The sequence below is a fragment of the Acinetobacter sp. T_3_1 genome (assembly GCF_025377055.1).
Classification (GTDB): Bacteria; Pseudomonadota; Gammaproteobacteria; order Pseudomonadales; family Moraxellaceae; genus Acinetobacter; species Acinetobacter kookii.
Window position 1 is genome coordinate 76,338 of the sequence record NZ_JACHVD010000008.1, and the last position, 18,119, is coordinate 94,456.

25 protein-coding genes are annotated in these 18,119 nt (G+C 40.6%); 20 read left to right on the plus strand and 5 right to left on the minus strand.

The features are described 5' to 3' along the window. Window positions 1-5: 5 nt before the first annotated feature. From H4I94_RS09655 to H4I94_RS09670, 4 genes are all read right to left on the minus strand, one after another. Entirely contained in the window at window positions 6-905 is a 900-nt protein-coding gene (locus tag H4I94_RS09655; protein ID WP_261182945.1) for a YfdQ family protein, read from the minus strand. A gap of 18 nt (window positions 906-923) precedes the next feature. Further along, window positions 924-1,298, minus strand: a complete 375-nt coding sequence (locus H4I94_RS09660; protein WP_261182946.1) for a hypothetical protein — start codon at window positions 1,296-1,298, stop codon at window positions 924-926. Window positions 1,299-1,314: 16 nt separating this feature from the next. Then, window positions 1,315-1,515 (minus strand): helix-turn-helix domain-containing protein, encoded by a 201-nt coding sequence (locus H4I94_RS09665; protein WP_261182947.1) that lies wholly within the window; start codon window positions 1,513-1,515, stop codon window positions 1,315-1,317. Between the two features lie 473 nt (window positions 1,516-1,988). Then, window positions 1,989-2,678: a S24 family peptidase gene (locus tag H4I94_RS09670; RefSeq protein ID WP_261182948.1), complete on the minus strand. Its 690-nt coding sequence runs from the start codon at window positions 2,676-2,678 to the stop codon at window positions 1,989-1,991. A gap of 301 nt (window positions 2,679-2,979) precedes the next feature. Between H4I94_RS09670 and H4I94_RS09675 the strand changes: the two genes are divergently transcribed. The 7 genes from H4I94_RS09675 to H4I94_RS09705 are packed head-to-tail and all read left to right on the plus strand — an operon-like array spanning window position 2,980 to window position 7,520. Further along, window positions 2,980-3,825 carry a phage regulatory protein/antirepressor Ant gene (locus tag H4I94_RS09675; RefSeq protein ID WP_261182949.1) on the plus strand — a complete coding sequence of 282 codons (846 nt, stop codon included), beginning with the start codon at window positions 2,980-2,982 and terminating at the stop codon, window positions 3,823-3,825. Continuing rightward, on the plus strand, window positions 3,822-4,616 hold the full coding sequence (locus H4I94_RS09680) for a replication protein (RefSeq protein WP_261182950.1): 795 nt from the start codon (window positions 3,822-3,824) through the stop codon (window positions 4,614-4,616). The genes H4I94_RS09675 and H4I94_RS09680 overlap by 4 nt, the downstream gene beginning before the upstream one ends. Continuing rightward, the gene (locus H4I94_RS09685) at window positions 4,613-5,221 is read left to right on the plus strand and encodes a restriction endonuclease (RefSeq protein ID WP_261182951.1); all 609 of its coding nucleotides are present in this window, start codon (window positions 4,613-4,615) and stop codon (window positions 5,219-5,221) included. Before H4I94_RS09680 ends, H4I94_RS09685 begins: the two co-directional genes overlap by 4 nt. Then, complete coding sequence (locus H4I94_RS09690; protein WP_261182952.1) at window positions 5,218-6,477, plus strand: DNA cytosine methyltransferase; 1,260 nt, start codon at window positions 5,218-5,220, stop codon at window positions 6,475-6,477. Before H4I94_RS09685 ends, H4I94_RS09690 begins: the two co-directional genes overlap by 4 nt. Next, on the plus strand, window positions 6,474-6,665 hold the full coding sequence (locus H4I94_RS09695) for a hypothetical protein (RefSeq protein WP_261182953.1): 192 nt from the start codon (window positions 6,474-6,476) through the stop codon (window positions 6,663-6,665). Before H4I94_RS09690 ends, H4I94_RS09695 begins: the two co-directional genes overlap by 4 nt. Continuing rightward, window positions 6,662-7,117 carry a hypothetical protein gene (locus H4I94_RS09700; RefSeq protein ID WP_261182954.1) on the plus strand — a complete coding sequence of 152 codons (456 nt, stop codon included), beginning with the start codon at window positions 6,662-6,664 and terminating at the stop codon, window positions 7,115-7,117. The genes H4I94_RS09695 and H4I94_RS09700 overlap by 4 nt, the downstream gene beginning before the upstream one ends. A 13-nt stretch (window positions 7,118-7,130) precedes the next feature. Then, window positions 7,131-7,520 (plus strand): antiterminator Q family protein, encoded by a 390-nt coding sequence (locus H4I94_RS09705; RefSeq protein ID WP_261182955.1) that lies wholly within the window; start codon window positions 7,131-7,133, stop codon window positions 7,518-7,520. 14 nt (window positions 7,521-7,534) lie between these two features. Here H4I94_RS09705 and H4I94_RS09710 read toward each other — a convergent pair whose 3' ends face one another. Beyond that, window positions 7,535-8,218, minus strand: coding sequence for a hypothetical protein (locus H4I94_RS09710; protein ID WP_261182956.1), 684 nt, complete (start codon window positions 8,216-8,218; stop codon window positions 7,535-7,537). A 725-nt stretch (window positions 8,219-8,943) separates the two neighbouring features. Here H4I94_RS09710 and H4I94_RS09715 point away from each other — a divergent pair. From H4I94_RS09715 to H4I94_RS09775, 13 genes are all read left to right on the plus strand, one after another. Further along, on the plus strand, window positions 8,944-9,576 hold the full coding sequence (locus tag H4I94_RS09715) for a hypothetical protein (RefSeq protein ID WP_261182957.1): 633 nt from the start codon (window positions 8,944-8,946) through the stop codon (window positions 9,574-9,576). A gap of 862 nt (window positions 9,577-10,438) precedes the next feature. Next, window positions 10,439-10,630: a hypothetical protein gene (locus H4I94_RS09720; protein ID WP_261182958.1), complete on the plus strand. Its 192-nt coding sequence runs from the start codon at window positions 10,439-10,441 to the stop codon at window positions 10,628-10,630. Then, window positions 10,617-10,835 (plus strand): hypothetical protein, encoded by a 219-nt coding sequence (locus tag H4I94_RS09725; RefSeq protein ID WP_261182959.1) that lies wholly within the window; start codon window positions 10,617-10,619, stop codon window positions 10,833-10,835. Before H4I94_RS09720 ends, H4I94_RS09725 begins: the two co-directional genes overlap by 14 nt. Before the next feature lie 8 nt (window positions 10,836-10,843). After that, window positions 10,844-11,068 carry a hypothetical protein gene (locus H4I94_RS09730; protein ID WP_261182960.1) on the plus strand — a complete coding sequence of 75 codons (225 nt, stop codon included), beginning with the start codon at window positions 10,844-10,846 and terminating at the stop codon, window positions 11,066-11,068. Between the two features lie 2 nt (window positions 11,069-11,070). Beyond that, on the plus strand, window positions 11,071-11,289 hold the full coding sequence (locus H4I94_RS09735) for a hypothetical protein (RefSeq protein WP_261182961.1): 219 nt from the start codon (window positions 11,071-11,073) through the stop codon (window positions 11,287-11,289). Next, the gene (locus H4I94_RS09740; RefSeq protein ID WP_261182962.1) at window positions 11,270-11,623 is read left to right on the plus strand and encodes an HNH endonuclease; all 354 of its coding nucleotides are present in this window, start codon (window positions 11,270-11,272) and stop codon (window positions 11,621-11,623) included. The genes H4I94_RS09735 and H4I94_RS09740 overlap by 20 nt, the downstream gene beginning before the upstream one ends. Window positions 11,624-11,866: 243 nt before the next feature. Next, window positions 11,867-12,313, plus strand: coding sequence for a phage terminase small subunit P27 family (locus tag H4I94_RS09745; protein ID WP_261182963.1), 447 nt, complete (start codon window positions 11,867-11,869; stop codon window positions 12,311-12,313). Window positions 12,314-12,325: 12 nt separating this feature from the next. Further along, window positions 12,326-14,020, plus strand: a complete 1,695-nt coding sequence (locus H4I94_RS09750) for a terminase large subunit (protein WP_261182964.1) — start codon at window positions 12,326-12,328, stop codon at window positions 14,018-14,020. A gap of 55 nt (window positions 14,021-14,075) precedes the next feature. Next, window positions 14,076-14,669, plus strand: a complete 594-nt coding sequence (locus H4I94_RS09755; protein ID WP_261182965.1) for an HK97 family phage prohead protease — start codon at window positions 14,076-14,078, stop codon at window positions 14,667-14,669. Continuing rightward, window positions 14,666-15,997: a phage major capsid protein gene (locus H4I94_RS09760; RefSeq protein WP_261182966.1), complete on the plus strand. Its 1,332-nt coding sequence runs from the start codon at window positions 14,666-14,668 to the stop codon at window positions 15,995-15,997. The genes H4I94_RS09755 and H4I94_RS09760 overlap by 4 nt, the downstream gene beginning before the upstream one ends. A gap of 89 nt (window positions 15,998-16,086) precedes the next feature. Further along, complete coding sequence (locus tag H4I94_RS09765; RefSeq protein WP_261182967.1) at window positions 16,087-16,257, plus strand: hypothetical protein; 171 nt, start codon at window positions 16,087-16,089, stop codon at window positions 16,255-16,257. A 3-nt stretch (window positions 16,258-16,260) separates the two neighbouring features. After that, window positions 16,261-17,676, plus strand: a complete 1,416-nt coding sequence (locus H4I94_RS09770; protein ID WP_261182968.1) for a phage portal protein — start codon at window positions 16,261-16,263, stop codon at window positions 17,674-17,676. Then, on the plus strand, window positions 17,673-17,966 hold the full coding sequence (locus H4I94_RS09775; RefSeq protein WP_261182969.1) for a head-tail connector protein: 294 nt from the start codon (window positions 17,673-17,675) through the stop codon (window positions 17,964-17,966). The genes H4I94_RS09770 and H4I94_RS09775 overlap by 4 nt, the downstream gene beginning before the upstream one ends. Window positions 17,967-18,119 lie beyond the last annotated feature (153 nt).

Here is an 18,119-nt window from a genome sequence, read left to right on the forward strand (position 1 = left end):
ATTGGTTAGATATTTGCCGAACCTTCAAGGATGGTCACAAAATCAGGCACACCTGGTAATACCGTTTCAGTGTCATCTGCATTGCGGATAGTTTTGCCTTCACGGATATAAGTCACAGTATCTTCCATGGATTTTTCAATTGCTTTTTCGAGCTGATCCAAGTCGTACCACAAAACAATATTTCCATCTTTAATGCGGTAGCGGAAACGAGCAGGAAGGGCATAGTGCTCGCCACCACGATGGACTTGAATACCAAATACAATTTGTTCAGGAATATTTAAATTTCCCTGGCGACCAGCACTAGCTTCAATATTTTCGTTATAAGTCAGTGACACCTGGCCATTGTCAGTACGAGTACCAGATTTAAAGTCGATATTAGTTTTGGCTTGAAGGGTATTAACGATTTCATACAGTTCAGCAGCGGCAGGCTGATTGACATACGGCATTACATCCTCAAGGAATAATGCAAAATCCATTTGTGTCATTTTTTTGCCGGAGTTCATTTTAACTTTTTCAAATTCTGGTGTTTGCTTCACATAGAAGTTGGCAATATGACTGCAGTGACGTTGAAGTGCATTTGAGCCGTAACCAGCAACTTCTTTAGCTTCATGAAAATCTAAAACGGCCTGAATTTTACCGCCAAGTACATCAACAAAAACCACAGAATTTTTATCACCAAAACGATTAACGTAAGCAATAAGGTCTTTGGCTGTATGCAAAGTTGTTTTCTGATCAAGTTGAATTGGTCGCTCAAGCGTTTCTGTAAAGGCATGAACCTCACTGCCTTCAGGTGCAACTACAAACGGAAGGATACCACCAGCAGATTGAAGAGATGTTTGACCAATTTTGAAAGCATCTTTATGCATTGCTGTAACCACTTGATTATTTTGTTCAGAGTTATTCATGTTGTTGAAACCTTTTAATTAGCTAAGAGTTTTGAAAGTTGGTTTTTGTGTTTCCGGCAGTGCTTTCACATCTACTGGTCCACTTGACTGGATTTGTTCAAGGTTTAGTTTTTGTTGGCGAGGATCCTCACGTACAAGTTGCTGTTTACCATCGGTGAATAGAACCGTTGGCTCTTTATCAAACTTAGGAAGAATCGATTTAACGTCATCCATGATTTTGTATACGCCGTTGCCATTTGGCTTGATGGTCAAAGAAATAGTGACCTTACTTTGCTTACCGGTATCGGCAGTTGCTTGAAGCGCTTCGGTAAGAAGCTCGTCAATTTCTTCAGCCACAGTGCCGTGACGCAAATTTTGCAGAGTTTGAGCAAAAGAGGTTTTGTTTTTAGACATGGTTATTCTCCAAAACTTAGTTGTGTAAGCCGTGTTGTATTAATTTTTTGCGCAGGGTGCCGCGGTTCAAGCCAAGGATTTCGGCCGCTTTTGTTTGATTGCCATGGCAGCGAATTAACACTTCTTTAAGCAATGGCTTTTCAAATTGAGCCAAGGCTTTGTGATACGCCGTACCTTTATTGGCATCAAAGAATTCAGCAGAGAAAAGAGTTGTCATTGTTGATTCGCTCCTTTGTATTCAGCCTGGCGCGCCAAAGACTGTTCATTTTGATATTGCACTTCACGTTCAGAGCTGCGTAGGTACATGTAAGACAAGGCCAGAACTGTGATTAGGATTAAAAGGAATGAGCAAAGGTTTGCAAAAATGTTCACAGGCTTGCCGTACATTTCTTCGTACGTTGGTTCCTGGTGAAGGATTGCAGTCGTTTGACTTTTGTTAGTGTCAAACGTAGGTGTTTGACTGTGGGATGGTTGGTGGTTCATACTCGTTTCACTCTTTGAGTAAAAAGCCCTGTCGCCGTAGGAAGTTTCAGGGCTTTTTGTTTATCTTGTGAACTAAATATAAACACCATGTTTACAACTGTCAATCAAATCGATGTGAATTATGTGAAATTTATTTTGTGAATATTTGTGAAAAATAAAAAAGCCGCGAATTAATCGCGGCTTTTTTTGTGAAAATGTTTATTCGTGTTAAGGAAGTCTGTTTGATGTAAAGAAACAATGACCAATGATTTCAAAGCTTTCAGCTTCTAACTGTTCACCAGTTAAAATTATTTCAGGGTCATTAACAGGGTTAAGGCTTACTATGCGAACACCACCATATGGTAGATTGTAAAGCGCTTTAAACTTGAAAAGATTTCCATAGCAAATTGCATAAATCTTTCCATCCAAAATTCGTTTGTTGGCGAGATTCACATAAACAATGGATCCATCATTTATGGTTGGTGACATAGAGTCGCCAAAAGCTGTGAATGCCACAGCATGGCTCGGATCAACATGGTAATCCTTTAAAACTCGAATATCACAAGTTACTTTTTCTTGAATTTTTTGAACATTTTCATCGTTAAACGTTCCACTGCCACACGACACTAAGATCTCCTTAAAGTATGGAATTTCAGCGTACTCAGCATTGTTCGCGGTGCTTTGAGTGGTTACTTGATGAGAAATGACATCAGTATTTGAGTCAGAAGTATCTTCACCAAGCAAAATCCAATTCACGGACACGTTAAACAAAGCTGAAGCTTTAATAGCTCCGGCTTTTGACACGCCTCTTTTGGACCAGTTTGAAATAGTCTGAGCAGACTCAAGCAATATGGTCGCCAATTCTGAAGGCTGTTTTGCACCGGATATGTCGTATAAACGACTCATTGATGGATGCATGGTTTGATCTCCTTTTTACACATCCATTATGAATCAAAGTAAACAAAATGTGTTAAACACAATATTGACTTATACGTTCACATAGTGTGTACTTAATGTGAATTGTATTATTTTGGCTATAAACAATGTGTGAATCTGATAAACAGATGATTTTAAAACTAGGTGGGCCATCTAAAGTGGCTGAATTGGTGGGAGCTAGCAGGCAGCGAACTCAAAATTGGATGACTCGTGGCATTCCTGCACGAGTGAAATTGCAGTTCCCGCAGTACTTTTTGGTCAATTCGCCAAAAGGAGAGAAAAAATGAGTGAGGATGTAGCAAAAAAGAAAGGACTTGATGTGCGAGATCAAGTCCTTTGGGGTAAGCAGCTTGATGTGCGAGATCAAGTTGCTTTGGAAAATCAAAATATCAAACCATTGAATTCCGTTGTGAATATATCACATTCGGATCGCTCATCAACAATGAGTCATCGAGAGATTGCTGGATTAATTGGTAAAGAATCACGTCATGTTAAGCGTGATTGCGATTCAATGTTTAAGGAATTGAATATTAACCCAGTGGGGTATGCCCAACCTTGGACACACCCTCAAAATGGTCAGACTTACATTGAATACATGTTGACACGAGATCTGGTTGAAACGCTTATTACTGGATATAGCATTAAGTTGCGTCACGCCGTATTGAACCGTTTGCGTGAGCTTGAAAAATTGGCTGCTCAGCCAGTTGTTGATTTAAACAATCCTGAATTTTTGCGACAGGCATTACTTGGGTATACAGAAAAAGTAATCGAGCTTGAGCATAAAGTTCAAAAGCTTGAACCCAAGGCTCAGGCGCTTGATGACATTGCTGCCACAACAAGTACTTTTTGTATTCGCGATGCTGCCAAGACTGTTGGCGTGTCAGAAAAGGTATTTATTCAATTTCTACTTAATCAAAATTGGGTGTATCGCTCTAAAGATGGATATAACACCTTGGTTGCATACGGAAAACGTATTAATCAAAAAGTGATGGCTGAAAAAGTCACACGTGTTATTGAAACCTCCAAGGGACCACAGGTCTTTACGCAAGCGCGTATCACCTCAAAAGGCCTTACACGTTTAGCAGCCATGGTGCGTGATGCTGGCTTGGTAGAGGGAGTAGCGGCATGAGTCAATGGATACCAAATTCTTTCCAAATGCCAAACGCTCTCGTTGATTCAGGGATGCTGGCAAAACTTAAAGGCTCTTCACTTGCCATGTATATCTTCATTGTGCGTAAAACACGTGGATGGCAAAAAGAGTCTGACTCAATCAGTCTTTCTCAGTTTATTGAGTTCACCGGGTATGGGAAAGATGCTGTTTTAAGTGGTGCTGACAAGTTGGTTGATCTTGGCTTGATTAAGCGCGTTGAATATCAAAATCAGCCTGCTTTGTACACCTTAAATGACCTACCTGAAAGTGTTACTGATGGGGAGTCGGAAAAAACGACTGCGGAAAAACCGCATGCGGATAAAACGACTGGGGGAGTCGGAAAAACCGACAGCACGCAGTCGGAAAATCCGACCCACAATAACAACTATAAAACAACTAATACAAAAACAAATATTAGCAAGGAGAAATCTAAAAAAACCTCTTCTGAAAAACCGGCTGCTTTTGATGCGAAATCAGTTGAGTTGCCGGTGAATGTAAATCGTGATTTGTGGATTCAATTTGTTGATATGCGCAACAGCATTAAAAAACCACTTACTGAAAACGCCGTAAATCTTTTGATTAAAAAATTGATCGGTTTTGGTGAGTGTGCAAATCAATCGCTGGAAGCATCGATTATTGGAAGTTACCAGAGTGTTTATCCGCCTAAACAACAAACCCAAGTTCAAAACCAACCTCAGACGCAACGCCGTCGTTTTGGTAACCAAGCAAGTGAAACTCATATGCGCACAGTGGGAGGTCAAACTAAATGAGCAACATTCAATTATTTGAACAGGCTTTTGCTGTGAACTTTCCGGTTGAAGTGGCTGACATGGTTCTTGATCGCATGAGTGAATTATATGGTGCTGAATTCACCAAAAAATATGCTGGATATGCAGATGATGAACTTCGCCAGTTGGCATGCACGGTATTGAATGGCTTAACCCCAGCTGACATTGCTCGTGGCATTACTCGCATGAACTCTGAAGAATGGTGTCCTAAGAACCTTCCTACTTTCCGTTCATGGTGTGAGCAGGGCGGTGACTGGTGGACTGCGGATATGGCTTGGGCTAAAGCAATGCAGTTTGAATCAGATCCATCAACTCCGATTACCAAATTGGCGAAAGTTACTTTGGAAGAGGTTCGCCACGTATTAAACGTTGAAGGGCAAAAATCAGCTCATTTCGCATTTAAAGATATCTATCAAGATTACCTGCGCCGTGCGAAAGAGGCAGGCCGTGTTCAAGAAATGTGGGTAAAACCAAAAGCTCAAAAAGCACTTGGTTTTGATGAGCGTAATCGCACTGGGGTGCCTTGTCCGCCTGAATTGGTAGCAAAGATTGGTAAGGGGTTTAAGCGTGTGGGTGGTGCAGCATGAATTTCAGCTTACTTCCTAACGAACTAATTATTGATAACTTTGCTGGTGGTGGCGGTACATCGACTGGTCTTGAGCAAGCATTCAAACGTCCTGTTGATGTGGCAATTAATCACGATCCGAAAGCATTGGCCATGCATCGAATCAATCATCCGGATACAAAGCATTATTGTGAAAGCGTTTGGGATATTGACCCAATCGAGGCAACTGGAAATCAACCAGTAGGTCTGGTTTGGTTATCGCCGGACTGCAAGCATTTCAGCAAAGCTAAAGGCAGTAAACCAGTTGAAAAGGAAATCCGTGGTCTGGCTTGGGTAGCGCTGCGATGGGCTGCAAAAACACGTCCGAGAGTAATCATGTTGGAAAACGTTGAAGAGTTTAAAACATGGGGAGATTTGGGTGAGGATGGTAAGCCCTGTCCAAAGAAAAAAGGCCGTACTTTTAAATCATTTGTGAATGCACTTAAACGCCAAGGATATGTGGTTGATTACCGTGAACTGCGGGCATGTGATTATGGTTCACCAACAATTCGAAATCGTTTCTTTTTAATTGCCAGACGAGATGGATTACCTATTGTTTGGCCAAAAAAGACACATGGTGATCCTGAAAGCATCCAGGTGCAAAAGGGATTATTAAAGCCTTGGCGTACTGCAGGTGAGTGTATTAATTGGTCAATAGATTGCCCGAGCATATTTAATCGCAAGAGACCTTTAAAGCCTAGAACACTTAGCCGGATATGGAAGGGTATTGAGCGCTTTGTAGTTAATGCTCCAATACATCCGATTACCACTAACGACCATGGCGCTCTTGCAATCAGTCATTTATCCAAGATGAAGAAAAACTGTATTGGGCAAAAACTCAGTGAGCCACTACACGCAATGACTACAGTAAATCATTTTGCAGAGGTACGTGCATTTTTAACAGCATATTACGGAAATGAAAAGGATGGAAACTCATTAGCTGAGCCATTGCGCACGATTCCAACTAAAGATCGTTTTGGTCTTATCACCATCCAACAACAGCAGTATCAGATTATTGATATTGGTTTTCGAATGCTACAACCAGTTGAGCTTTTTAAAGCACAAGGTTTTCCAGAATCTTACGTTTTTGAAAAAGGAATTGATGAGCACGGCAATGAAATCCGCCTGACTAAAACCGAGCAAACTCGAATGGTGGGTAATTCAGTTTGTCCTCAATTATCTCGTGCCTTGGTTGAAGCAAACTTTAAGCATGAGAATACATATCGAGGTGCCGCATGAGTTTAATACAGCAAGATGCCCGAAAAGAGTATGAGTCTTTCTTGATGGAGCAACCTTTTTATCTGCAATTGAAGTATATCCACGGCGACCGGTTATTTGATTTTGATCAGGGGATTGGATACCGCAATTTAACTGTTCAGGTCGGGTATGTGTGCTGGTGCAAAGGTGACAAGGAGTTTGTGATTTGAAAATCCTCATCGGTATCGATACTGGTGTTCATACAGGCTTCGCCGTTGCTATAGATCGTGGCAACGGCGGGGAGCTTGAGCAAGTGGAATCACTCTCTATTACTCAAGCCATGGAACAAATACGGGATCGCATTAATTCAGATGGCAAGGACAATATTTTTCTCTATATCGAAGATGCACGAAAACGCACCTGGTTCGGCAGCATGGATGCTCGTCAAGCAAAAAGCGGTGCTGGAGTACGAGAAGGTGTTGGATCAGTTAAGCGTGATGCGCAGATTTGGGAAGACTGGTGTAAAGAGCAGGGCATTCATTTCAAGATGATTCACCCAGCTGCTAATGCAACAAAAAAGAAAGCGGATGATTTTAAACGTATGACCGGCTGGACCGGTCGCACGAATGAGCATGCACGTGATGCGGCTATGTTGGTTTTTAAAAGATTTTGGAAGGTTTAAGGAAAGAATATAAATGAGCGCAATTGTAGAAGTAAAACCAACAGTTCGAATGATGCAGAATGAATTGGCTCAGTGGGGTAAATGGGCGCGTCATGCTTCTTATAATCCAAGTGAATTGACTTATACCTCACCTACATATGGTTTGATGCGTTTAAAAGAAGGGGTGAAGTCATCGGGTGTTCAAGTGGTGCTTGATGATGATGCTTTGGTGGCTATTGATCACCTGGTGACTCAGTTAAGGTTTTCACGGCCGGACCTGTACCAGTGGATTGAGTTCCATTATTTGAAGGGGTATCCGGTGGCGGTGCTTGCGCAAAAGACCGCCGTGGCTAGATATAAAATTGATGGATATTTACTGGCAGCCGAGTCTTGGTTAGACTGCCGACTGGAAGATCTAGCCTGAAATTACAATTAAAACTATGAATTTATGGCTTGAAGATGAGTTTTTAATTCAGGCCACTCTCTAAAAACTACTGTATCGATATTTGAATAAATTTTTTCATCGCGAGGGTCCTCTCTGGTGGAGTGCTTGCAAGCTGATAGATAATAATTCTGATCTTGGTATGGCAAATAGATGATCCATTCACCAGTTAATCTATTTTGATCACTACGGGATTTAAAAGGGTCGGTAGTCACTGACTTAATAATTTCTTTTATTAAATCCTTGGTAAATACAGTTTCACCTGACTCTTTTATCAAATCTTCAAGGATTTTCCTTCGGCCCTTATCTCCACCTGCGCCATTGTCCATGTTTATTGCAATAGAAGATATAGAGTTTGGTAAAAAGTGTTTATGGTGTAATCCTTTTAAAGGCGGGTGATTAAAAACTGTTTCAGGTTTGGTTCTGGAAAGTGAGACGGCTGATTCTAGATTAGAAATTTCTTCTAAGATAATTTTAGGGTTAATCCCTTGCTTGGATAAGCTTAATACCTCAAATTTAAACAAGGTGCTAATACGGCCTGGAGCATAAGAATCGATATTAAATGCATTACAGAAATCATCGATGTCCTGTTGAGTTACATTTTCTATTGATGTTGATCCATCGGGATTAACAAAGCGCAATTTAAAATTAGCATCTTCAAATTTTCTTTCTAGTGGCATGATTATCCTAAATTTTTGTTTAATTAGATTTCTGATAATAGCATTTGACTTGTATACAGCAACATGGCATATTTATGTTAAGGTCGGCGTAGTTACATACAGTTGACCATTTTGGATTGATCTCCATATATTTGGTACAAGCAAGCTACTCAAACTTGTACAAAAAAACCTGCTTAGCGCAGGTTTTTTAATGTCTGAAATATTTGAAAAATGTAATATTTTGTCTTGTTAGTTACTCATTGCCATGGCATATTTATCGAACAGTCAGAGTAGCTATACAAAGACTAATGGATTGATCTCCGTTAAAGACATCACCCGCTATAGCGAGGTAGATGATCAAAGCCCACTATAATGTGGGCTTTATTTTTTAGAGAAAAGTGGCTCATCATTCGATGGGTTTTTTTGCATTTGGTGGTACTCTGTTTCAGTCATAAATTACCAGGCAATTGAATTGAACATATGTATTGGGGGCGACTTAGCTGGTCAAGTAGTTGAGTTAGACAAACGATTCTTTAATGCGAAGGAAGTCGAAGAAAATAAGACCTCGGAATACTATAAGCAGAGATATATTGTTGGTGATGCTGAGTACAGATTTTGGATATCCAAAGATATAAAGTTGTGCGATGCCACAGATCAAGCTGAAGTGTATATACGGAAACCAACGAATTGAATGGAAGGGTTTATTGAAAGGTGGCTTTAATACATTTGAGTGATGATTTTATAATATGGAAGAGTTAATAACTGCATCAGCAACTATACAAGGCGCTCAAATTCAAGCAAATTATACGTTATGGGCAGCAGCAATAGGCGGGTTATTCTTATTAGCTTCAATACTTATTACTGCAAAAGCTACGTTAAATGCCCATAAAGCCGATAAATTAGCTGAAGCAAAAAGAGATGTGTATCTTAATCTAGTTAGGAAATGGCAAAATTATTTAATGGCGGCAAACTCTTTTCGTAATTTTGAAAAAAGAAAAGATTTTAATAGGAATTATGCTTTAGCCTTAACTGAATTAATAGCAGCACTGCATGAGGCTAGTTTTATTTCCAATCCATTAACAAAAGAAAAATTGTTTGATTTTACAATGCAGTTCACACTGGATTTGAGTAAAATAAATGACTGTATTGATGAATGGTATGTTCCTAAAGAAGATAATGAAAATAGGTTGAAAATAATAATAAATCTTATGGATATTCTGAAAATTTATGGTCTTAAAGCTTTAGACTTGCAAAAAGAATTAAGGAAAGAGATGGGCTTGCCAGAAGATGAAATGGTGAATCAAAGAATCATGGAGAAACAAGAAAAATTCGCAGAAAAAATTAAGTCTAAATTATTGGGAAAAAGTAATATTGACTAATTTTGAAAGAAAATAGATTTCAGCAATAGTGATCGAAGTTTACGTTAAAGAATAGATTGATTTAAAAGCTCGCCAAATGGTGGGCTTTTTTAATGCCCTGAGAAATGTCATGTGTAAGCAATATCAGGGCACTCAGATTAGATTTAATGATGATTGTCTAACAAAGATCAAAAAATAACCAAAAGCAGACACAGGAAAACAGTTTCTCCAAATTCTCTATACTTTGTAAATCAAAGCCTAGTGATATATTTTTTTNTGTCATGTGTAAGCAATATCAGGGCACTCAGATTAGATTTAATGATGATTGTCTAACAAAGATCAAAAAATAACCAAAAGCAGACACAGGAAAACAGTTTCTCCAAATTCTCTATACTTTGTAAATCAAAGCCTAGTGATATATTTTTTTTGCTCCAAAGAGAAAGCGCAATAAAAAAATAAAAAAGATGATACCCCATACTAGTCCGTTTAACTTCCCCGAGTTAAGCGGGCTTTTTTAATGAATTTTGTTCACAAAAAATTCACGAACAAGTATGCATGATTGATGCTAGAAACAGCTGTAGTTTCTGAATGACCCTCCAAGGTCCTTAGTTTAAGCCCACCTCAATCTACTGCTGAAGTGGGCTTTTTTTTGCATGGAGAAAAGTAATGCTCCGATTATTAATGTGTTTATTCGGCCTGCATGGTGCCACTGAAATCGATTACACGATTGATGATGAAGAAATCAAGGTGTGTCGGGATTGTTTGAAAGAAGTTAAATAGACCCTTGTCACTTCGGTGACATTTGCCGGACGTATTACGGCACATAAAGCCCCTCACAGCTACAGATGTTGAGGGGTTTTTCTTTTCTTATTGGTGGTGTCTTATGGATGTGATCGAAGCGCAGCGAAACCTTAATCGGTATAAAGCCAATGTTACGGCATTGCAGCAGGTTCATCCGCAAGACCTGAACTTCGATGAGCTAAATACAATTACAGCACTCATTAAAAAACAGAACAGATTAATCAATAACATTGAAGAATCACTTAAACAGGGTGAGCGCCGTGAATACAGATGACCAGGCAAGACTCGATGCATTTAAGCGTGAACTGCATAGAGATATAACCAGTCGCAAACGATTGTTTGAGGCTGAAACAGGTTTGGCGATTACAGATATTGAGCTGGCATTTGTGAATATATCTACAGTAGATCGGCCTAATGATCATTTGCTGAGTGAAATCATAGTGACTGTGGGTGATTCAGATGACATGCAAATCATGTGAGGAAAGACGTGAGTGGATTAAACAACAAACAGAACGAGCAAAACAGCGCATGCAGTTGTGCTTGCAACGGCTTACTGGTCGAGCTGCTTCAAACAATGAAAGCTCAAATGAACCTGCAAACAGAACAGAACAAAGTCATGGCTCAGATCATGGACCAGAACAGTGAGTTGATTGCTCGGTTTGATGTTGATGGTGATGAAGACACACCTAAGTCTGGTTATCTGGATGATTAGATATGTTTCATAGTGCAAAAGATGGTAAAGGCCTTCGACATGTACATGTGGATGGTAATCGCATTGAATGTGTGATGTGGGCAAATGAAGAACAAGGTTTAGTTTGTTTTGTGCCGCATCGTCGTTTAACCAAGAAGAGTCGACGCAAAGGTGAGATATACACTCGATTATTGCGTGGCAAAGTAACGGTGGAGTTTGTTCATGAGTCGACCATGCCGTGAATGGGGTTGCGCTAACTTGGTTAAGTCGCGTAGTCAGAAAGGATATTGTGATGAGCATGCATCAAAGCGCAGTGGCTGGACTCGTCGTGTAGATCGATCGGGTTCTACAACTGAGCGTGGCTATGGCCATGCATGGCGTAAGTTGCGTGAACGTATCTTAAAGCGTGATAACTATCTTTGTGTTGCATGTAAAGCAAAAGGCCGAATAGCTGAAGCTACAGATGTCGATCACATCAAGGCTAAAGCACGTGGCGGAACAGATGACCCAGATAATCTTCAATCATTGTGCACGCCGTGCCATAGAGAGAAGACAGCGACGGAAGGAAAGAAATGATTAAAGCTAGTGAGCAAGTGCCTGAAGGTTGTGACTTGAGCAGTGAGTCAGATCGGACAGTCTGGTCGGTGTTTGATCCAAATGAATTAGTACACTACAAAGAAATAACTCGAGAAGAGTTTGAGCGGCTGTACTTATGTCAATGGGGAGGGGGATATGGAAAAGTTGAGAGCTCTGCTCTTAAATGACCGCCCCCTTAAGTTCATTTTTACGTGAGCGAAATTAAAAATTCAGGGTGTTGACATGGGTGGAGTAAATGCGGTAGCGGGTGCAGGTCGCAAACCCAAGGTAAAGCCAGCTGCAAGTAATGATTTTGACGGCATTATTGATATTGATGCGCCTGTGTATATGGAAAATATGAAGCATGCTGTAGTTATTTGGAAATCCATTATCCCGGAATTGCTCAAGCGAAAAACACTCACACTGACGGATATGCATAACGTAGAAATGTTTTGTATTGCATATCACAACATGCGATTAGCTCAGGAAGATATTGTTTTAAATGGAATTACGGTTGCAACAGCAATGGGGGTTTCTAAAAATCCAGCGGCCACTGTTTTAAATGAAGCCTCAAAACAAATGGCTTCATATGGGGCAATGCTTGGCCTTGATCCAGCATCACGTAATCGATTAACCGGTGGCGGCGGCAAACCTAAAAAAAATGCATTTTCAGAGGTGTTAAATATGTAGCGAGGTTACTGAATGGCTGCTTTCCCTAATGTAGACATTGCAAATAAGTGGGCCAAGCAAGTCGTTTCAGATAAAATTCCTGCATGTAAATGGGTAAAACTGGCCTGTGAAAGACATTTAAACGACCTAAAAAACAGTAAAAATAAAGATTTTCCATACAAATTTGATGCGAAATTAGCAGAAAAGAAGATCGCATTCATTGAATTATTGCCGCATACAAAAGGTGAATGGGCCCTAAAGCGACTCAAAATTACGCTTGAGCCCTGGCAGAAATTTGGTATTGCCTGCACGTTTGGTTGGGTCCGTAAAAAAGATGGCTTCCGCCGGTTCCGTGAATCGTATTGGGAGATTCCGCGTAAAAACGGAAAGTCGGCAATTGCTGCAGGTGTAGCTCTGAATATGTTCGCCAATGATGGTGAGTTTGGTTCAGAAGTTTATGCCGGTGCAACAACAGAGAAACAGGCTTGGGAAGTATTTAAGCCTGCTCGACTGATGGCAGTGCGTTCGCCTGAGTTTATCGAAGCAGCTGGCATCCTGATTAATGCTGGTAGTTTGGAAATACCAGATGATGGCTCAATTTTTGAGACGATTGTGGGTGATCCACCAGATGGCCAGTCACCGCATTGCGCAATTGTCGATGAATATCATGAGCACCAGACAAATGCGCTGTATGACACGATGCAAACCGGTATGGGTGCACGACGTCAACCGCTCATGTTTGTGATTACGACAGCTGGATTCAATATTGATGGCCCATGCCATGATATGCGATTACGTGTCCAGGATATGTTGCTTGGTACTGTGCCGGATGATGAGCTATTTGGTTTTATCTGGACCATTGATGAAGGTGATGACTGGACTGATCCTAAGGTTCTGCAAAAAGCAAACCCGAATTTTGATGTGTCAGTTTATGGTGACTATCTAGAATCGCAGCAACGCAAGGCCATTAATAACCCGGCACGCCAGAATACATTTAAAACAAAGCATTTAAATATCTGGGTATCCGCTCGATCTGCTTATTTCAACATGGAGAAGTGGCACAAATGTGCTGATAAATCGCTGCAGATGGAAGACTTTGCAGATGATGAATGCTTCATGCCACTGGATCTGGCATCCAAGATCGATATCTGTGCCCGGATTAATCTGTTCTACAGAATTATTGATGGAAAAATTCATTATTACTGTATTTCACCGCAATTCTATTTGCCATCTGAGACTGTATTTGATGGTGAAGAAAAGGTGGTGATAGATCGCTATCAAAAGTGGCATAACCTCGGGCTGCTTGAAGTGCATGATGGCGCTGAAACTGATCTTGATTTGGTGGCTTCGGATTTAATTGCAGATTCAAAAAGAGTGAATTTGAAAGAGGTGCCATTCGATAACTGGGGTGGTCGCCAGATTGCTAAAACACTTGGCGACAATGGCCTTGAAGTTGTTGAGATTGCCAAAAACACCAAGAACTTTAGCCCGCCAATGAAAGAGCTGGTAGCGGCAATTGCTGCCGGTCGTTTTCACCATGATGGAAACCCGATTTTATCCTGGATGGTTGGCAACGTGATCAGCAAACCAGATGCCAACAATAACGATTATCCACGCAAACAGAAGAATGCTTTCAAAATTGATGGCGCCGTATGTTTGCTTATGGGTATTAATCGAATTATGGCTGTAGCAGGTGAGCCTGAGAAATACGAAGTCCATTTTGTTTAAAACTATTTTATTTGCAGCCCGCTATTTAGCGGGTTTTTCATTTTAGGAGAGCCTTATGTCTATTCTTAGAAAGGCGTTTGAAAATTTCGAGCTTGAAGAATTTGACGAAGAAAATCGGACATTTACAGGCGTTGCAACAACAATCAATTCAGACCGAGTTAAGGACATTGTGGTGCCAGAGGGCGCGGTCTATACGCTGCCAGTACCACTGTGCCTACATCACAAGCTAGAAGAGCCGTGTGGTGAAGTTCAGGTCGCAGTAATTTCACCTAATCAAATCCGTGTGAAGTGTCAGTTACCGAAAGTAGTTGAAGAGGGTGAAGTTAAGAAGATCGTCGATAAGGCACTGCATAGCGTCAAATACAAACTCATTAAGGGTATGTCTATTGGTTTTATTCCTGATTGGGATGAAGCGGAGATGCTACCTGGTGGTGGGGTGAAATTTAAGAAATGGGAATGGTACGAACTGAGCCTTGTGACTGTTCCATGTAATCGAGAAAGTCAAATTGATTACACCAAAGCATTTGAGGAGCACAAAGCCGCGTTGGGCAAAAAACCTCAAGACGTCCCAGATGGCGATTCATCTGAACAAAAACACGTAACTGTAAAACTAAATAGCCCAACAAAGGGTGGAGTGAAACTCGTATGAACAAATACTTAAAACAACTGCTTGAAGCACTTGCTACTAAGAATTTAGAACTTCAAGGTCATATGACCAGATCTTTAGATTCAGGTCAAACACCAGATGAAGAAACTGAAGCAGCTATCCAGGCTGTTGAAAAAGAAATTGAAGCAATTGAAAAGAACATTGCTCGTGTTAAAAAGCAAATTGAAGAAACTGAAAAAGCAAAAGCAAATGGTTTAACTCCTGTTGCTGGTCAAAATGGTGCACAAGCTAAGGCAACTGCAGAGGGTGATCCAAACCCTGCCAATCCTGCGCCTAAAATTGAAATTGTACCTTTAGCTAAGGGTATTGGTTTTGCTCAGTTTGCTCGTGCAAAAATCTTATCGCAGTTGGCAGCCAAAGAAGGTAATTACAAGTCCGCACTTGATGTTGCGAAAGAACGTGGGTTTGGTGATGAAGTCCAAGACCTAGTAACAAAAGCAACATTAGGTACAACAACTGATTCAGGATTTGCTGCTTCACTGGTCCATGAAAACCGCCTCGTAGGTGAATTTGTGGAAATGCTTCGCGCAGCAACTGTTTTTGATAAGTTGCAAGGTTTCCGTGCTGTACCGTTTAACTCGAAAATTCCAAGCCAATTAACAGGTGGTTCAGCTTCATGGGTTGGTGAAGGTGCTGCAAAACCTGTAACTAACGGCACTTATGGCGAAGTTGAAATCAAAGAGCATAAGCTCGCTGCAATCACTGTTTATACGCAGGAATTAATGCGCCGTTCTGATCCGGCGGTTGATGTACTGGTGCGTGATGACCTGATTGAAGCTTCAAAAACTTTAATTGATGCAACATTCCTTGATGCCGCTGCTGCTTCAACTACTCGTCCAGCAGGTGTTATAAATGGTGTTGTGGGTATTGAAAGCACAGGAGTAACTGCGTCGGCTTATGAAGTAGACTTGCTGAAACTCATTCAATCATTTGTTACAGCAAATTTAAGCCTCGATGGTTCATACATTCTTATGTCTGAAACTCGTGCTGCACAAATTAGCTTATTGCGTGATGCACTTGGTAACACATACTTTAACGGTATGTCATTACGTGGCGAACGTACGTTGATGGGTATTCCTGTAATTACATCGGAAACAGTGGGTAACAAGATTATTCTTGTTAAAACTTCTGAAATTTTACTTGCTCAAGATGGTGGTGTGGACGTGTCTTACTCGGATCAAGCAACGCTTGTTGATGGTGCGACTACTCACAACTTATGGCAAGAAAATAAATTTGCTGTACGTGTAGAGAAGTTTATCACCTGGGCAAAACGCCGTCCGATTGCAGCATCGGTTTTAACTTACGCTTAAATGAATAGTATTTAAGCTCAAAACAGCTCCTTAATTGGGGCTGTTTTTATATCTAAGCAACTTAAATTGTTTAGCTATAGGAACAGTCTATGAAGATTAAATATTTAAAGGTTATGCATAACGCCAATGTTGGTGATGTGCTTGATGTGACAGATTTTGAAGCAAATATCCTGATTAAAACAGGTGTGGCAGAGGAATTTAAGGAACCGGTAAAGAAAACTGCGGCTAAAGCAAAACCTAAAACAGAAGAGCAGGAATAACGCATGGGATTTTTTGACAGACTATTTCGTAAAAAATCGCTATCGTCTGTCAATTCAGGCGGTGGATGGACTTCTTTATTTGGTGGCGGGTTTCACGCAAACTTTCAGAATGATGTTCAGTATTCAAAAGAAGATTTAGCAGCGCATCCTGCTGTTTTTTCTTGTGTAAGCCTTATTTCTCAAGATATTGGGAAAATGGGAATTATGCTCAAGAAGAAGCAAGGCAATATTCTTGTTGATGTTCCCATTCCAAAGGAACTAAACATCCTTAAAAAACCTAACCATTATCAAAACTGGCAACAATTCCTAGAGTTTTGGATGGTGTGCCGAAAGTTGCGTGGCAATGTTTATGCTTTTAAGGTCCGTGATCCATGGGGGAATGTGGTTCGCCTTGTTTTACTTAATCCGGATCAAACTAAGCCTTTGGTCAGTGATGATGGTCAAGTGTTTTATCAGCTTGGCTTGGATACGTTAAATGGTACTGATTCAGTAGTTGTTCCTGCATCTGAAATCATTCATGACCGTGAAAACTGCTTATTTCATCCGCTTGTTGGTATTCCTGCTGTAACAGCTTATGGTTTAGCCTCGGGACTTGGATTAAATATCCTTAAGAACTCTAAAACTATTTTTGGAAACTTGAGTCGACCAAGTGGGATATTGGTTGCGCCTGGTCCTATCTCAAAAGAGAAAGCAGCGCAGGCTGGTGAATCATGGAATGCCAATTATTCAGGTCAAAATATTGGTAAAACTGCGGTACTTGGTGATGATTTAAAATATCAGCCTATTTCAATGTCTGCATCAGATACCCAAACCATTGAGCAGCTCAAAATGTCGAATGAAATTATTTGTTCGGTGTTGCATGTACCAGCATTCAAAGTTGGATATGGAACGATTCCAGCAGGTCAAAAGGTTGGTGATCTGAATGAAATTTACTTTTCTGACTGTTTGCAAAGCCCTGTTGAAGCCATTGAAAACCTGCTCGATGATGCATTTGACTTAAAAGATCGAGGCCTTGAAGTATTTCTTGATGTTGATTCACTTATCCGCATGGATAAAGAAACACAGATGAATATTCAAGAGCGCGGTGTTAAATCTGCAATCTTTACACCAAATGAAGCACGGCAAGCCTTTAATTTAGCGCCTATTGTCGGTGGTGACACGGTTTATATGCAGCAACAGAACTATTCTCTAGAAGCACTATCGAAGCGTGATCAAAAAGAAGATCCATTCGCCAAGGCTGAAATACCAAAAGCAGAGCCAAAGGCACAGTACCAAGGTATTTTTAAGTCAGAAAATAGCTATGAAAAAGGCTGTTTTGTGACTCATAAAGGCAGTCTATGGCACTGTGAAAAAGATCATTCAGGTGAATTTAATCATGAGAACTTCAAATTGGCTCAAAAGAAATGGGGTGAATTATGAGCATAGTCACTGTTGATCAAGTGCGTGAACATCTGCGATATGACACTGAAGATAATGATCCAATGTTAGAAATGTATATTAAAGCCGCTGAAAATGCGGTTTTAAATTATGTGACGGATACGTTTGAAAACAATGTTTATCCAGATGCTGTAAAGCATGCCGTTTTACTCATGGTTGGCATGTTTGATCGTGAGCGTGAGCCAAGCAAGGAGTCTTCCATTATTGATAATTATTTGCCGCCAGCTGTACGTGCTTTGCTTTATCCGTATCGCACACCAACGGCCATATAGGTGATTTATGCGTTGTAAGTGCTGCAATTGCTGTAATAAAAATCAGGGTGGTTATCAACCTAAGGCTAGGCCAATACCGCCTAAGGTTCAGCGACCTTCAATTATTATCGATGGTCCAGAAATAACATATAGCCCACCCAAAAAACCATGAGG

Bases quoted from the DNA above. Each gene is read 5' to 3' on its own strand.
- H4I94_RS09775 (WP_261182969.1), top strand. From the start codon at position 17,673: ATGAGCATAGTCACTGTTGATCAAGTGCGTGAACATCTGCGATATGAC.
- H4I94_RS09765 (WP_261182967.1), top strand. From the start codon at position 16,087: ATGAAGATTAAATATTTAAAGGTTATGCATAACGCCAATGTTGGTGAT.
- H4I94_RS09685 (WP_261182951.1), top strand. From the start codon at position 4,613: ATGAGCAACATTCAATTATTTGAACAGGCTTTTGCTGTGAACTTTCCG.
- H4I94_RS09760 (WP_261182966.1), top strand. From the start codon at position 14,666: ATGAACAAATACTTAAAACAACTGCTTGAAGCACTTGCTACTAAGAAT.
- H4I94_RS09690 (WP_261182952.1), top strand. From the start codon at position 5,218: ATGAATTTCAGCTTACTTCCTAACGAACTAATTATTGATAACTTTGCT.
- H4I94_RS09750 (WP_261182964.1), top strand. From the start codon at position 12,326: ATGGCTGCTTTCCCTAATGTAGACATTGCAAATAAGTGGGCCAAGCAA.
- H4I94_RS09680 (WP_261182950.1), top strand. From the start codon at position 3,822: ATGAGTCAATGGATACCAAATTCTTTCCAAATGCCAAACGCTCTCGTT.
- H4I94_RS09755 (WP_261182965.1), top strand. From the start codon at position 14,076: ATGTCTATTCTTAGAAAGGCGTTTGAAAATTTCGAGCTTGAAGAATTT.
- H4I94_RS09705 (WP_261182955.1), top strand. From the start codon at position 7,131: ATGAGCGCAATTGTAGAAGTAAAACCAACAGTTCGAATGATGCAGAAT.
- H4I94_RS09710 (WP_261182956.1), bottom strand. From the start codon at position 8,218: ATGCCACTAGAAAGAAAATTTGAAGATGCTAATTTTAAATTGCGCTTT.
- H4I94_RS09695 (WP_261182953.1), top strand. From the start codon at position 6,474: ATGAGTTTAATACAGCAAGATGCCCGAAAAGAGTATGAGTCTTTCTTG.
- H4I94_RS09655 (WP_261182945.1), bottom strand. From the start codon at position 905: ATGAATAACTCTGAACAAAATAATCAAGTGGTTACAGCAATGCATAAA.
- H4I94_RS09660 (WP_261182946.1), bottom strand. From the start codon at position 1,298: ATGTCTAAAAACAAAACCTCTTTTGCTCAAACTCTGCAAAATTTGCGT.
- H4I94_RS09665 (WP_261182947.1), bottom strand. From the start codon at position 1,515: ATGACAACTCTTTTCTCTGCTGAATTCTTTGATGCCAATAAAGGTACG.
- H4I94_RS09675 (WP_261182949.1), top strand. From the start codon at position 2,980: ATGAGTGAGGATGTAGCAAAAAAGAAAGGACTTGATGTGCGAGATCAA.
- H4I94_RS09770 (WP_261182968.1), top strand. From the start codon at position 16,261: ATGGGATTTTTTGACAGACTATTTCGTAAAAAATCGCTATCGTCTGTC.
- H4I94_RS09720 (WP_261182958.1), top strand. From the start codon at position 10,439: ATGGATGTGATCGAAGCGCAGCGAAACCTTAATCGGTATAAAGCCAAT.
- H4I94_RS09740 (WP_261182962.1), top strand. From the start codon at position 11,270: ATGAGTCGACCATGCCGTGAATGGGGTTGCGCTAACTTGGTTAAGTCG.
- H4I94_RS09745 (WP_261182963.1), top strand. From the start codon at position 11,867: ATGGGTGGAGTAAATGCGGTAGCGGGTGCAGGTCGCAAACCCAAGGTA.
- H4I94_RS09735 (WP_261182961.1), top strand. From the start codon at position 11,071: ATGTTTCATAGTGCAAAAGATGGTAAAGGCCTTCGACATGTACATGTG.
- H4I94_RS09670 (WP_261182948.1), bottom strand. From the start codon at position 2,678: ATGCATCCATCAATGAGTCGTTTATACGACATATCCGGTGCAAAACAG.
- H4I94_RS09715 (WP_261182957.1), top strand. From the start codon at position 8,944: ATGGAAGAGTTAATAACTGCATCAGCAACTATACAAGGCGCTCAAATT.